This window comes from Blautia sp. HCP3S3_D9 (genome assembly GCF_052063845.1).
Lineage (GTDB): Bacteria > Bacillota > Clostridia > Lachnospirales > Lachnospiraceae > Blautia_A.
Genome location: NZ_JBQHWS010000021.1, coordinates 1 through 14267, shown reverse-complemented (window position 1 = coordinate 14267; position 14267 = coordinate 1). Strand labels below are relative to the sequence as shown.

11 protein-coding genes are annotated in these 14267 nt (G+C 42.8%); 1 reads left to right on the top strand and 10 read right to left on the bottom strand.

Going from position 1 to position 14267, the window contains the following annotated elements; genetic code table 11:
- Nucleotides 1-61: 61 nt before the first annotated feature.
- The 5 genes from ACTNES_RS06495 to ACTNES_RS06475 form a co-directional block, all read right to left on the bottom strand.
- On the bottom strand, nt 62-2299 hold the full coding sequence (locus ACTNES_RS06495; RefSeq protein ID WP_441038939.1) for a DUF2298 domain-containing protein: 2238 nt from the start codon (nt 2297-2299) through the stop codon (nt 62-64).
- Nucleotides 2300-2499: 200 nt separating this feature from the next.
- Nucleotides 2500-4659 (bottom strand): hypothetical protein, encoded by a 2160-nt coding sequence (locus tag ACTNES_RS06490; protein WP_441038938.1) that lies wholly within the window; start codon nt 4657-4659, stop codon nt 2500-2502.
- Between the two features lie 289 nt (nt 4660-4948).
- Nucleotides 4949-5644, bottom strand: coding sequence for an N-acetylmuramoyl-L-alanine amidase (locus ACTNES_RS06485; protein ID WP_441038936.1), 696 nt, complete (start codon nt 5642-5644; stop codon nt 4949-4951).
- A gap of 215 nt (nt 5645-5859) precedes the next feature.
- Complete coding sequence (locus ACTNES_RS06480) at nt 5860-7506, bottom strand: glycosyl hydrolase family 18 protein (protein ID WP_291807820.1); 1647 nt, start codon at nt 7504-7506, stop codon at nt 5860-5862.
- Nucleotides 7507-7888: 382 nt separating this feature from the next.
- Complete coding sequence (locus tag ACTNES_RS06475; RefSeq protein WP_256444823.1) at nt 7889-8020, bottom strand: hypothetical protein; 132 nt, start codon at nt 8018-8020, stop codon at nt 7889-7891.
- A gap of 573 nt (nt 8021-8593) precedes the next feature.
- Between ACTNES_RS06475 and ACTNES_RS06470 the strand changes: the two genes are divergently transcribed.
- A complete protein-coding gene (locus ACTNES_RS06470) occupies nt 8594-9343 on the top strand; it encodes an adaptor protein MecA (RefSeq protein ID WP_291807821.1) in 750 nt (249 codons plus the stop codon).
- Between the two features lie 174 nt (nt 9344-9517).
- Here ACTNES_RS06470 and ACTNES_RS06465 read toward each other — a convergent pair whose 3' ends face one another.
- The 5 genes from ACTNES_RS06465 to ACTNES_RS06445 all read right to left on the bottom strand — a co-directional run.
- The gene (locus ACTNES_RS06465) at nt 9518-9718 is read right to left on the bottom strand and encodes a DUF1858 domain-containing protein (RefSeq protein ID WP_216460170.1); all 201 of its coding nucleotides are present in this window, start codon (nt 9716-9718) and stop codon (nt 9518-9520) included.
- A gap of 179 nt (nt 9719-9897) precedes the next feature.
- Nucleotides 9898-10878: an ABC transporter permease gene (locus tag ACTNES_RS06460; protein WP_216460171.1), complete on the bottom strand. Its 981-nt coding sequence runs from the start codon at nt 10876-10878 to the stop codon at nt 9898-9900.
- Between the two features lie 12 nt (nt 10879-10890).
- The gene (locus tag ACTNES_RS06455; protein WP_441038932.1) at nt 10891-11970 is read right to left on the bottom strand and encodes an ABC transporter permease; all 1080 of its coding nucleotides are present in this window, start codon (nt 11968-11970) and stop codon (nt 10891-10893) included.
- The gene (locus ACTNES_RS06450; protein ID WP_441038930.1) at nt 11967-13502 is read right to left on the bottom strand and encodes an ABC transporter ATP-binding protein; all 1536 of its coding nucleotides are present in this window, start codon (nt 13500-13502) and stop codon (nt 11967-11969) included. The genes ACTNES_RS06455 and ACTNES_RS06450 overlap by 4 nt, the downstream gene beginning before the upstream one ends.
- A gap of 209 nt (nt 13503-13711) precedes the next feature.
- A partial coding sequence (locus ACTNES_RS06445; RefSeq protein ID WP_441038928.1) for a BMP family ABC transporter substrate-binding protein occupies nt 13712-14267 on the bottom strand: 556 nt, incomplete at its 5' end.

Here is a 14267-nt window from a genome sequence, read left to right as displayed (position 1 = left end):
CCGACGTTCTTTACAAAAATGCAAAAAATGGCGACACAAACTGCCGCCATTTTTCGCCCTCTTACTTATTAACTTTAAGAATATAAGTACTATACTCCTCATCCTGGAACACCACTTCACCAAGCGCCTTCAGCACATCCTCATTCAATGCATCCCCATATTTCTCCCTCTCCTTCGATCCGACAAAAATATAAGAAACATCATACTCTTCCAGCAGTTCCTTCACATACTCCACATCCGAAGAAGTATAAATATCCTCAATATCCGCACTCTTCTCATTCAGATCCGCAGTATCATCTCTCCACAGCCACTCATGCACATACCATCCCAGCACAGTCGGCAGCCCGGTCATAGCAGAAACACGTTCATATCCACTATAGCTGTCTCCATTCGCTTCAAGTACGACCGGCGAACCTTTCACTTTCTTCTTCATCCATTTAATACCAGCTACATCCTCCGCGAAATCATTTGACAGGAACGATGTCGCATTCAGTCCTTTATATTCGGCCGGATCCCATACCTTGCCAAACCAGGAATGCACACTGTTTCCGAAATATCCAAATGTCCAGCAAAGCAGCACCAGCCCGATCACTGACACCACCTTAAACACTTTCTTCTTCGCTGTCACCAGCATACGGAAAATACCATATCCCATCGTCATCCCAAACAACATATACGCCTGATAAGTCAGCTTAAACATGGTATTCGCTCTGGCATTTCCATTCTCGTAAATATCTCTCACATAAACAAACTCCGGAATCGCGATCAGCCCGATGGCACAGAGTCCCATAATAATTGCAAAGAGATCCGGTACAGAAATCGCTTTCATCAGTTTATATAGACTTCTGTTAGCACCGCCGCGAAGCTTCTCCCAGATAATGCAGACGATCAGCAGAACTGTCAGAACCACCGGCAGTCCCCACAGGATCAACAGCTGATGGATCATAGAATGATTCTGCGCGATTCCTACGCCCTTAAACATACTGTCAAACTGTAAAGTAAACGGCAAAGAAACAACATAGGAGATTACAATGATCTCCACTGCCTGAACCACAGTCACTGCCAGGATTTTCTTTACCTTACCATCAAACTGCGCAATATTGGTAAACAGCACCACTCCACCGGTTACCACGAAATATATAATAAAATCCCAGAAATTCGTAAACCGGAACATACCGATCATCACTGCTGCCAGCAGAATATGTGGAATCAGCAGCTGCTTTTTCCAGAACTGTTTCCGGCCCGGTTTCATGATTATTGCTTCTCTCATCCGCACATCTCGCATCCATGCATAGAGAAGGCCTACCAGAAACAGTACAAACATCACATTGACTACATGCGCATGAAGATCTCCCAATACAAAAGAATAGCACGGAAATTCATGGATTGTCTTATCCGGCACATCCGGATTGTAACCGATATAGCGTGTCGCATCCGGGAACCAGTAGCTGTCCACTTCTTTTCCCTGCAGTTTCTGGATCCATGGAATGATCTTGCTGTAAACCACATAATGCATATTTCCCGCAATTGATACGGAAAGTCCTGCAACAATCCCAGATACAGCCGGTACACAGCGTTTCTTTCCTGTCAGACTTCCCTTAAGCCTGTCCACAGACATCTGATGAACCAGTGAAAACGGCAGTATAAATGCAAATGCCGCCACAAAAGTACGCATCAGATTATAAGTAAGCTCCACTTTACTTCCCGTCAGCTTCGTAAGAAATACTGCGAAATACTGACCGCCATAATAATAGTTGATCGTGCCTTCGGAATACCACAGATCTCTTGCCGGGAGTGTCGTGCTTCGCATCATAGCTTCCATGAACCCATAATCCATAAACTTCTCAGTTCCGTAAGCCTGCGGGCGGAATCCTGCGAAATAAGTCCACATCAGGAAAAATGCAAAGAACAAAATCTCTTCCCAGTAGATCAGCTCTCCCTTTCCATTGGGAATGCAGTCAATTCTCTTCTTCATCTGGATATGATACAGAACTCCACATACAACCGCACACGCCAGTGATACCCCGATACATGTCACAGCTGTAAAAGACAGAATCTTCACTGACACAAGCAGCCAGGTGAGAAAGCCTGTCACTGTAATCGCCAGAACTTTCGAGAACATCCAGCCTTTGTCTTCAAATCCTGCAAACAATCTTCCTGTTACAGGCATGGCAACCATTCCCATCAGGAACGCCAGCAGCCACCAGGTCCAGAATGTCCAGACATCTCCTTTTAATAAAAATGCAGACATCCCTGTGAGGACTGCTGCAAGAAGCACTCGCGGTGCCCATTTTTTCATCCGTATCTCCTCCTCTTACCACTTATTCATTTTAATTTTACTCACGCTTTCCCTGTTTCTGTAACTTATCACTCACCTGACTCACCAAATATCTGCAATCCAATTCTAAATCAGATACAAGAAAAATTCCTGCCAAGAACGCTTTATTGTTATAGGAACATTACAGAGTAATTTCCTGTAACATAATATAAGCATCTGAATTACTCAGAAGTCTTATAAATCCGTATCCGTCCGTCTTCTGTCTCGTACACTTTCTCATACGTGGCAGCAATCATATCCTCCACACACTGCTGCTGTTCAAACTCAGAACCTTCTTCGAACAAGATATGTGTGATCTTCTCCTGTTTCACTACGTTTTTCAGTTCTTCGCTGTCCGTTGTGGTATAAATAGTCACCGCCTGCGCTGCCCTGTAGTTCGTGTCGTATCCTGCCGACCATGCATAATACGGCCAGCCGCAATAGAGCATCGCCCCAGACATTGTCACTTCATTCATGCTGTACTCCGGAGTCAGCAGCAAATCATTTTTCTCCAGATTCTCTGCCAGCCATTTCGTCAGATCACTGTTCATATTTACAGTCACACGTCTGCCCGGTCCATTGTCCTTTATGATTACCACAAAATCATAAATACCCGTTATACTCAGACATAAAGCTAATACTACAGCCAGTATCTTTCCCGTAATTCTTAATGCCTTAGACTTACCTGATTTATTTAACTTCTTTGCATCTATTCTCTGCTCTCCTGTTGTTTCAGCACCTATGACTGCAATTTCCATTGTGTCAGACCGGAGAGATCCGCTCCACAGACTGCATACCGACCATGCCCAGAAGATTGCCAGAAATGCATAAGAAATCATAATATATTTATGATTTACATTAATATCCGGTGTCATTAAAAGTACAAATGCGAAGATCGTTGGAAAAAGAAATCCCATCAGGATCGTTCGTTCCCGTCTCCTCATAAACCACACCAGCACTGCCAGACCAAGAAAAAATATCCCGCTCATCCAGAACAGATACTTGATGACTCCCAAGACTGTCTTCTCTTCTGCCAGAAATCCCAGATAAATCTGCGGACTCATCGTACTTCCTGAAATAAAAATCTTCGTCTGAAGCCAGGAAAAGAGAATCGTAACAGCCGCTGTAACAGCATAATCAATTTTTCCGTCCGAAAAAACTGCAAATCCGCATAGGATCAGCAGTCCGCCGATTACTGCTGCTCCGTTCCAGAATGCACATAAGCCAAGAAACAATCCCATAAGCAACGCCTGCTCCAGATTTCTGCTCTTCCAGCCCTCTTTTGAAAAAATACGATTCTTCATCCAGAGGAAACCTTTTTCCTTATGGGCAGTCCCTGCTTCCAGCCAATCCATAAACAGATACAATGCCAATGTCACCAGCAGAAGTCCAAACGCCAGATGTTTCTGATTCAGATAAACATTAAAATTCCACAATCCCCAGTTTTCATTGGCGGTATATCCAATAAAAGTCGTATTTTCACTTAAAGTTTCCAGCAGATCACCTGCCTGAATATGCTCCCATGCAAATCGGAAAAATGCCATTCCGCTTCTGAAGAAAAACAGAAAAAGCGTTACCACTCCACCGCACATTTTTCCCGTAATCCTCAATGCAAGCTGATACAGCAGCATGAGAAATCCTAGAAGCGAAGCAACACTTACAATATTGTAAGCGAAATCCATCCGTAATCCAAGATATTCCAGATTTCCGGACAGAAACTGAAACATGAAGTGATATTTCACATCTGCCCCGCCATAATGCGGATACTGTGTGGGGAAATTATTTCCAAAGGAAAAAGAACGCATCATTGCCGTATGCGGTGCATAATCTCCATATACAGTCAGTCCGGAATATAGAATACCGTCTTTTATATAAAAGACGTAGAACATCATATATGTAATAAACACTGCCAGCAATCCAAACAGAATCGCTTCTCTCTTAAAAGTTTTTTTATTGCTTATCAGCTTCTCTGTCGTTTTGGTTCTTATCTTCTTACTTTCTTCGCTTCCCGCCGCTGTCCTCTTATGGCTTCGTACTGCTGTCAATATCAGAAGCAATGCTGTCCCCGTCATGGCAATCGCATTTCCGTATAACAATGGATTCGTAACTTTGCCAACTACACTGAAAAACCAGGAAATAATGTACACTGTCCATGTCAATAAAAGGATTCCTGCACCAAATGAAGCCGGAAGTATCAGCCAGATCCGATTAACGCCAGGTACACTTCTCCTTTCTTCCGTCAGCATCTTCGACACTTCATATCCTAACATTCCTGCCAGGATCAGATAAATAATTCCAAGCATAATCTCTCCCTGTGCTCTTTCTACCTTAAATATTGTCAAACGGATAAAATCATCCGCTTCGCTACTTGCTCATAACCAAATAACTGCTCCGCAGTTTATCAGAAGGAGCTCGCACTCCTCCTGCTACAAGCAAGTCCCCACCCACTGCCTATTGCTTTTCGCAATTGAAGCAGGGGGCTTACCTGATTTTGTTAAATCGCTATCAGTATAGCAAAAAACTCTACTTATTAAAAGCATGTTCACATAAATTAAACATTTTGTCGTTCGAATTATTTCTGCCCCATTGTCGTTTACGCCATATTTCTACATACATACTCTGAAACCGCATTTATTCTTTCAGATATGCGTCAATCCCCTTAGCTACCGCTTCTGCCACCTTTTTCTGATATTCTTCTGTCTGAAGAAGTTCTGCTTCTTTGGGATTAGTCAGAAAACCGCATTCCACAATATTCAGCACACTTTCACTTCTCTTCAACAGATAATACGTTTTATTTCCTTTTGCCACTCTCGGACGTGCCACTTCCAGTCCTGTATTTAATTCTTTCTGGATCAGTTCTGCCAGTTCTTTGCCCTGCGCTGAATCTTCATAATAGAATACCTGCGGTCCATAAACTTCAGAATCCTGATAACTGTTCTGATGAATACTTACACATAATACCGGTCTACATTCCTTGATTATAGCAATTCTTCGCTGCATATCCTGCGCTTTCTGGTTTCTACTGTCCTCATCGTAAAGGCCCTTATCCTCCTCGCGCGTCATAACCACTGTATATCCTTTTTCTTCAAGAATCGCCTTCAGCTTTACTGCGATCTGCAGGTTGATTCCTTTTTCCTCCAACCCTCCCACTCCTATCATCCCGGGATCAGCTCCGCCGTGCCCCACATCCACCAGAACTGTTCTGGAATTGTCTGCCGTGCTCATTGTTCCTGCTACCTGTGCCGCCTGCTTCGACAGAATCAGGAAACTCACAAGCAACAGACACGCCATCAGAAACTCCATTCCATACCCTTTCATATAATTCATATAAAAAACACCTCCGGACATATTTATAGTTCCCGGGAAATATCTCTTTCCCCGAACTGCTATACTTAATATATGTCTCAGAAGGTGTTTTTAGAGCCTGTATGAAAATCTCACACAGTTATTTCTAGTTTATTCCATTTTCAAAACAATAGTAACTGTTCAGTACCTTCACAGTGAACTGCTGAATAGTTACAAATAATATTCTGTTATATTGATTAGTTCAGATTATCCGAAATTACCTGCCAGATTCCGCTGTTCTCGAATCCAAGCTTCCATGCAGAAACTCCTGCAAGATTGTATTTGGACACAAGCTTCACTTTCTCTGCAATAGACTGGGAATCTTCCAGCCAGATCTGATAGGTCGAATTATCAATATCATAAGTTCCATAATTCTGGGATGTTGTCTTATCCCAGTAAGTTTCTACATTATTCTCAGCGATTACCTGCTGTGCCTGATCCATACCAATGGCTTCACTGGTCACATTTCCGCCAGTTGTTCTCCAAAGCCTGGTATAAAACGGTACTGCATTGATCACACGCTCTGCCGGAACCTCTGCCAGTGTATCCTGTACACCCTGCTCTACCCAGGGAAGAGATGCCACAGAACCCGCATCGGAACCTACATAGTGCTCATCATATCCCATAATAATTACATAGTCCACAACTCTGCCCTGCTCTGCACGGTCATAATGACTGGTAAAGTCTTCCGGAACCGGATTATCTACAGAGAGAACCAGATTGTTCTTATGGCACTCTATGGAAAGCTCTCTCAGGAATTCCAGAAAATGAATCCCCACATCTTCACTGAGAGATTCAAAGTCCACATTGATGCCATCCATTCCCACGCCTGTAGCAGCCTGGATCAGCTGACTGATAATGTTCTGTCGTGCCGCTGTGCTGGAAAGAGTTTCTGTTGTGCTCACATCCTGTGTAAAGTTGTCAATGAGCCCCCATACTTTAAGTCCTTTTTCATGTGCCTGAGCTACATAATCTGCGCTGGCAATACTTGCAATATTTCCGGATGTATCTGTCAGATAAAACCAAGTCGGTGAAATTACATTTACACCTGTCATATTCGCAGTTGCATCTGCAAAATATGCATTTGCATCTGTGGAAGTCACCTGATGCCATACCATATTGACTTTCTCATCCATTGTCAGATATGAATACTGCTCTCTTTCAAAATTCCTCTCGAAAGTTGTCTCTGAAGCTTTTCCAACTTTCTTCTTATCTATATAACCAATATATCCATCATCTGTCGCTACCTGATCCCAGTTGTCCAACTCCTCAATCAGACGAAGCTGCGTTCCCTTCTTTACAGAAGTAATGATTTTAGACTTAATTCCTCCGCGGTAACGGATACTTGTATTCTTCTTGACTTCTACTGTCTTAATATTATCGAAGTTATACTGAATGGAAACCCTGTATGGTTCTTTAGAAATATATGCGTCTATATCCGTATACTGCTGTATATAGGAAAGATTCAGATATACGGTACCATCTTTCAGCCATACCTGATCACCTGCTTCGGAAGCTGCCGATACAGAAGTAAGTTCAGAAGGTGTGGCATAAAGTACTTTCTGATCTGCTGAATCCCAGTAATATCTCTGATTCAGATATGTATTTACCACATCCAGAGGTAAATAAACTCTGTCTCCGTCGATAAGACCGCGGTCTTCCAGCTTCTCTGTTCCAAGAATCAGTGCAATCTCCCCGTCTGCCACCTGTCCGTAATATTCATTTAAGTCCATTTTCTCTGTGGAAGGAACATATTTCATTACGACATGGCTGACAATTCCGATCACAGCTACCAGCAAGACCAGAACCACAACTGCAACTATCGGTTTATACTTTTTGTCCATATTATTCTTCCTTTCGGTAAAATTGTTGCCGTTCGGTCTAAGTATACCATAAATGATTATAATTGTATTGCTTTTCATATTTTTTTTATATTTAGATTGTGCCGACAAGCTGATTCTTGAAACAATCTTGCAGGATAAATTTTTTATTTCAAGGCGGAAATTAGAAATTTAGATAACAGACTCGAGATTATTCAAGAAATCAACTTGTTGGTACAATATGCTGCCTGAATGTTTCCTGTTTACTTCGTTCTCATGTAATACACTTCACAGAATAGTGGTGTGTAAACAGGAACTATGCAGAGACATTATGAACATCGGGGGACTGTACCATAACTTTTTTCAGGCAGCCTTTATCTTTTGTGCTTTCTGCTATTTTCTTTTGTTATTTCTCTTTGACGAAATCGAAATCTACACGAGCGATTCGTCCTTTTTCATCCTCCACGTAATCCCGCATATAACCACCGCCCTCTGCAATCTGACAGGCTTTTGCAATTGATTTTGGGTTACTGATCATACCGTCGAGATACAGGGAAATCCCCTGATCACAGTAACTTTTAAGTTCATTTTCCAGTGGTTTACGCAGGGCTTTCTTTTTTGCACGTGATATATTTTCCGTAAGCTTACCTCCTTTCTCTGAAAAATCATGATTTTAGAAAGCACCTTATCGGCTGTTGAAAAAACAATATCCCTGCTGTACTTATTTATCCTGGGAAATTTACCTGTGTACTGCCACGGCAGGAACGCCGCATGAATGATCGACAGCAAGGTTTAGAAAAAATAATCTTATAGGTTAATGTTCTGACTCTCTTATAGGAACCGCAGGTCCATTGCTTCTTCTGCCTATTATTATACCTGTTTTCTGTTTTGATGCAAGGACTTTTATTCATTTATGTGTTTTTTTCGTTTTTGTTTCCAAAAATTTAATATTTAGGAAGATTCCTTATCTTTACATTTTGCAGTTTCCTGTTATATAATATAGTGTATAGAATTATATTTGCAGAAAAGCTTTCTGCAGCACATATTATACAGCAGAAGGATTTTAATAATCCGGCAATTCTGCAACGTTATTTAGATAGGATGTGACAACATGAAAATAGAAAAAATCAACGACAACCAGATACGCTGCACTTTGACAAGAGATGATCTTGAAAGTCATCAGATCCGTATCAGTGAATTAGCATATGGCACAGATAAAGCCAAGAAACTTTTCCGCGATATGATGCAGCAGGCCCAGATACAGTTTGGTTTTGAAGCAGATAATATCCCATTAATGATTGAAGCGATTCCGGTCAGCACTGAGAGCATCATCCTGATCATCACAAAAGTAGAGGATCCGGAAGAACTCGACACACGCTTCTCCAAATTCGCCCCGTTTAAGGGTAATGAGAAGACAGACACTGTCCAGCTTGACGGCGCAGACAATATCATCGATATTTTCCAGAAGCTTTATGAAGCTAAAGTAAAGAGTGCACAGGCTAAAGAGAAAACCTCTTCCAGAACTACTGCTCCGGCAGATAAGGATAATACAACTCAGGTTCCTGATGTAAATCTTATCCGGCTTTACGAATTTGAAACACTGGACGATGTGATCGATGCAGCTCATGGACTGAATGGTTATTTTGCAGGTTCCAATACTCTGTACAAAGATCCTGCTGATGAAATTTACAAACTGGTCATCCACCAGTCTTCTCTCTCACCTGAAGAATTTAATAAAGTATGCAATATTCTCACCGAATATGGTCGCGGAAAGGCATTCACTGTTTCCGGTGAAGCTTATCTGAAAGAGCACGGTGAACTGATCTCAGTTTCTGCACTGCAGCAGCTGGTACAATTATAATCACAATGAGCATTTCTGTAATACCAAAAGAGCAGAAATGCTCTTTTTATATTTAAAAGGAGTAAATTCTGTCTTCAGAACTTCAAATCTATGGAGAACGCTTCAGCAGCCAAAAATGGGAGGTTCCGATATATTCAGAACCTCCCATTTATATGTCAGTTTTGTGCTGACTGATTATTCACCAAGAAAATCGTTGATCTGGTTAACAAGAACGTCTGCGTCCAGTCCGTGAACCATAGCAGCCTCTTCCAGAGATTCCATCTGAGAAGATGGGCATCCAAGGCAATGCATTCCTGCTCTCATAAGAATTGGTGCGATATTTGCGTCAATCTGAAGAAGCTGACCGATCAGCATATCTTTTGATACTTTAGCCATTGTAAATTTCCTCCTTAATTTTACTCAGCATTTATCGTTTCCATATTTTCTGCCCTGCATTCATTCTGCACAACATCCGCATATGGCACTTTCTGCTCAGCTTTATATAGCTTCTGATATTATAATACTATTTTACTCTGGAATCAACAGCAATCTCTGATTTTTATTATCAGATTTTATCATCTTTCTTCCCTGAAATACGGAAGTCCCAGCGCAGCCGGCGGCTGATGTTCTTTCTTCTTTCGGAAGCTTGTAAATACAAGTACGATAATGGTTACCACATATGGCAGTGCCTTAAATACTTCCTGCATGCTTCGGCCAAGTCCCGGAATATACAGATACAGGATGTAAAGAGCTCCAAACAGAAATGCTCCCCAGATGGCATTCAGTGGTTTCCAAAGCGCGAAGATTACCAGTGCAACTGCAAGCCATCCTCTGTCTCCGAATCCATTGTCTGTCCAGGTTCCGCCCGAATATTCCATTACGAAATAAAGTCCGCCAAGTCCTGCCAGACCAGCACCGATACAGGTTGACAGATATTTGTACTTGATAACATTGATACCTGCAGCATCTGCAGTTCCCGGATTCTCACCGATGGCACGGAGGCTTAATCCCGCTCTTGTTTTAAAGAGGAAATAGGATAACACAACTGCTGCAATGATGCAGAGATATGTCAGGAATCCATAGTTAAACAAAATTCCTCCAATAACCGGAATCTTCGATAATCCCGGAATTTTTGCCGTATAGGCACTCCCTGTTACTTTTACGGAAATCTGACCAACACCGCCTGCAAGCTTGGAGATGGAACCACCGAAGAAGTTACCAAAACCTGTACCAAAGATTGTCAGCGCAAGACCTGTTACATTCTGATTTACACGAAGTGTGATAGTCAGGATACTATAGATCAGTCCGCCGATCGCTGCACATGCAAATGCACATAAGAACGATATCAGAACACCTACAAGGGCATTGGGATTCGGATTGTCTTTTTCATAAAGGAAGGCTCCCATCAGACCGGAAATACCGCCCATATACATAATTCCCGGAATACCCAGGTTCAGGTTACCGGATTTCTCTGTCATAATTTCACCAAGCGCACCGTACAGAATACAGATGCCCTGGACAATTGCTTTTTGAATAAAAATGATCAGTACACTCATTGCATCTACCTCCTATTTCTTTGCACGCTTTACTCTGTAGTTAATAAAGAATTCCGCTCCGATGAGGAAAAACAGGATAATTCCCAGAAGAACATCGGAAGCATTCTCATTCAGTCCATACTGTGTTGCGATCTGTACAGCACCCTGATCCATAAACACGATACCAAAGGAAACTGCAACCATGATAAATGTATTAAACTTGGAAAGCCATGCAACAATGATCGCAGTAAAGCCACGACCGCCTGCAGTTGCAGTGGAAATTGTATGGCTGGCACCGCTGACAATAACGAAACCTGCGATACCACAGATCGCACCGGAGATTGCCATTGTACGGACAATGACTTTTCTTACCTGGATACCTGCGTATCTGGCAGTGTTTTCACTCTCGCCTACAACTGCGATCTCATAACCCTGTTTGCAGTATTTCAGGTAAATGAACATTCCCACTGTCAGGATCAGAACAATCACTACATTCCAGCCGTATTTCTGACCAAACAGTTCCGGGAGCCATCCGGCTTTTGTTGCCTGATTGATAATACCAACTGTGTTAGATCCTTTTGGGTTTTCCCAGAATACGATGCAGTAGGTAACCACCTGCATGGCAACGTAGTTCAACATCAGAGTAAACAGTGTTTCATTGGTATTCCAGTGTGCCTTAAAGACCGCAGGGATCATTCCCCAGATCATTCCGCCGACTGCACTCGCCACAAACATCACGATCAGAAGCAGACCTGTCGGCATTTTGTCTCCTGCGTAGATCATAACCGCTGCGGAACATGCACCACCGATCAGGATCTGTCCCTCAGCACCAATGTTCCAGAATTTCATTTTAAATGCAGGTGCCAGACCAATGGAGATGCACAACAGAACCATGGTATCTCGTATTGTCTGCCAGAGACGGCGTTCTGAGCCCATGGCGCCATCCCAGATTGCCTTGTATACATCAACAGGATTCATCTTCACCAGTGCCACGATCACCGCACCGCATACGATCAGTGCCAGGATCAGAGCTATAAAACGAATCAGAAGACGCTCCTGACATCCGGCTTTGTTTCTTCTTTTACTTACCTGTAAGAAAGGTTCTTTCTTCATGCCTGTGTTCCTCCTTTTTCATGTTTCGTCATAAGAAGGCCGATTTCTTCTTTTGTTGCAGTTCTTCCGTCTGCAATCCCGCTGATCTTTCCGCCGCAGAATACTGCAATCCTGTCACAAAGTTCGAGAACGACATCCAGATCCTCGATTACGCAGACTACTGCAACTCCCTTTTTCTTCTGTTCATTCAGAAGTTTGTAGATTACATGAGAAGTATTGATATCCACACCTCGGGTAGGGAATGCGACCAGAAGCACCTTCGGATTCTGGGCAATCTCTCTTCCTACCAGAACTTTCTGGACATTTCCTCCAGACATCTGACGGACAGGTGCGGAAATACTCGGGGTCATAACTTCAAGCTGCTCTTTGATCTTCAGAGCCAGAGCTTTCGGGCCTTTTCGATCCAGGAACAGGCCTTTTCCGTTGCGGTAACTTCTGAGCATCATATTATCTGTCATATCCATGTCACCCACAAGTCCCATACCGATACGGTCTTCCGGTACAAAGGCAAGACTGATTCCTGCTTTATTAATGGAAATGGAATCCATTCCTGCAAGTTCCATTCCTTTTCCGTTGTCGTCCAGCAGGCTGATGGAACCGCTCTCTATCTCCTGCAGGCCTGCGATGGCTTCCAGGAATTCTTTCTGGCCGCTTCCTGAAATACCGGCAATACCAAGGATTTCACCTGTATTAACATCAAGGTCAATATCATCCAGTGTTTTTACATCATCTTTATTCTTGCAGTTCAGGCCTTTGACCACCAGTCTTTTCTTCACATCTTTTGGTTCCGGGCGGTCAATGTTCAGGTCTACTCTGTTTCCTACCATCATCTCTGACAGACTCTGTACATTTGCCTGTGCAGTTTCCACGGTATCTATGTATTTACCTTTTCTGAGGATTGCAACACGGTCAGACAACGCCAAAACCTCCTGCAGTTTATGGGTGATAATCATAATGGAACATCCGTCTTTGCGCATGTTTCTCAGGATGTCAAATAAACGGTCGGCTTCCTGAGGTGTCAGAACTGCAGTCGGCTCATCCAGGATCAGGATCCTTGCTCCGCGGTACAGCATCTTTACGATCTCTACGGTCTGTTTCTGGGATACGGACATTTCATAGATCTTCTGTGACAGATCCAGTTCAAATCCATATTTATCTACCAGTTTCTGGATATCCTCTGTAATCTTCTTCATATCCAGCTTTCCTTTGCCCGGAAGACCCAGAATGATATTCTCTGCTGCTGTCAGTACATCTACCAGTTTAAAATGCTGATGTACCATACCGATTCCCAGTTCATAGGAATCTTTTGGTGAGCGGATGGTTACTTCATTCCCATTTACAAAAATATGTCCTTCATCCGGATAATAAATTCCATAGATCATATTCATCAGAGTAGTCTTGCCGCTTCCGTTTTCCCCCAGGATTGCAAGAATCTCTGATTTTCTCAGTGTGAGATTTACATGGTCATTTGCCTGGACCGAACCAAACCGCTTGGAAATATCTCTAAGTTCAAGTGCGTAGTTTTCTCCCACTATTATTCCCTCCTTTTCTCTGAACGCAATTACATCTGCTGATGCATCTGCTCATACTTGTGAATTATGGAGCAACTGTTATTACGCCGAAAGTCTTCCATAATACAGCAAAAGAAACCTCCCGTCAGGAGACTCCCTTTGCGCGTATGATACACGTACGATATGAAAAAAGCAGGGCTGCCGACAAGCAGCCCCGCCCGTTTCATTGCTTATTCTGTGATAGATGTAATTCCATCGATTGCTACATCAAATGCCGGTGCTGAACCATATTCTGATTCATGGAAATATCCGTCAGAAACATATTCCTGTCCGTCTTTCTCATATGTATCAAGTTCTTTGCCGTCTACTGTAAATGTAGAAGTATCAAATACATGAAGAGAACCATCGCTGAGCGCATCTTCTACTTCTTTTACTTTATCTTCTGTACCTTTTGCTACAACTTTGTCATTGAGAGGTGTGATCTTGTCTGCGCCTTCTGCAAATCCTTTACACCAGTCAGTGTCAATTGCTGTACCGTCGATCATGCACTGTACTGCATATGTGTAATATACACCCCAGTCCATAGACGCGGAAGTAAGTGCTGTGTTAGGAGCAACAGATGTCATATCAATGTTATAACCTACACAAGGAACGCCTGCTGCTTCACAAGCTGAAGGAGCACCTGTTGTATCTGCATGCTGGCTGATCAGTACACATCCGTCAGAGATCAGAGCATCTGCGCATTCTTTCTCAAGGTCGAAGCTTGCCCAGCTGTTTGTATATTTC

Excerpts from the sequence above, each read along its gene's own strand:
- ACTNES_RS06495 (WP_441038939.1), bottom strand. The coding sequence starts at position 2,299 with ATGAAAAAATGGGCACCGCGAGTGCTTCTTGCAGCAGTCCTCACAGGG.
- ACTNES_RS06485 (WP_441038936.1), bottom strand. The coding sequence starts at position 5,644 with ATGAATTATATGAAAGGGTATGGAATGGAGTTTCTGATGGCGTGTCTG.
- ACTNES_RS06480 (WP_291807820.1), bottom strand. The coding sequence starts at position 7,506 with ATGGACAAAAAGTATAAACCGATAGTTGCAGTTGTGGTTCTGGTCTTG.
- ACTNES_RS06475 (WP_256444823.1), bottom strand. The coding sequence starts at position 8,020 with ATGATCAGTAACCCAAAATCAATTGCAAAAGCCTGTCAGATTGCAGAG.
- ACTNES_RS06470 (WP_291807821.1), top strand. The coding sequence starts at position 8,594 with ATGAAAATAGAAAAAATCAACGACAACCAGATACGCTGCACTTTGACA.
- ACTNES_RS06465 (WP_216460170.1), bottom strand. The coding sequence starts at position 9,718 with ATGGCTAAAGTATCAAAAGATATGCTGATCGGTCAGCTTCTTCAGATT.
- ACTNES_RS06460 (WP_216460171.1), bottom strand. The coding sequence starts at position 10,878 with ATGAGTGTACTGATCATTTTTATTCAAAAAGCAATTGTCCAGGGCATC.
- ACTNES_RS06455 (WP_441038932.1), bottom strand. The coding sequence starts at position 11,970 with ATGAAGAAAGAACCTTTCTTACAGGTAAGTAAAAGAAGAAACAAAGCC.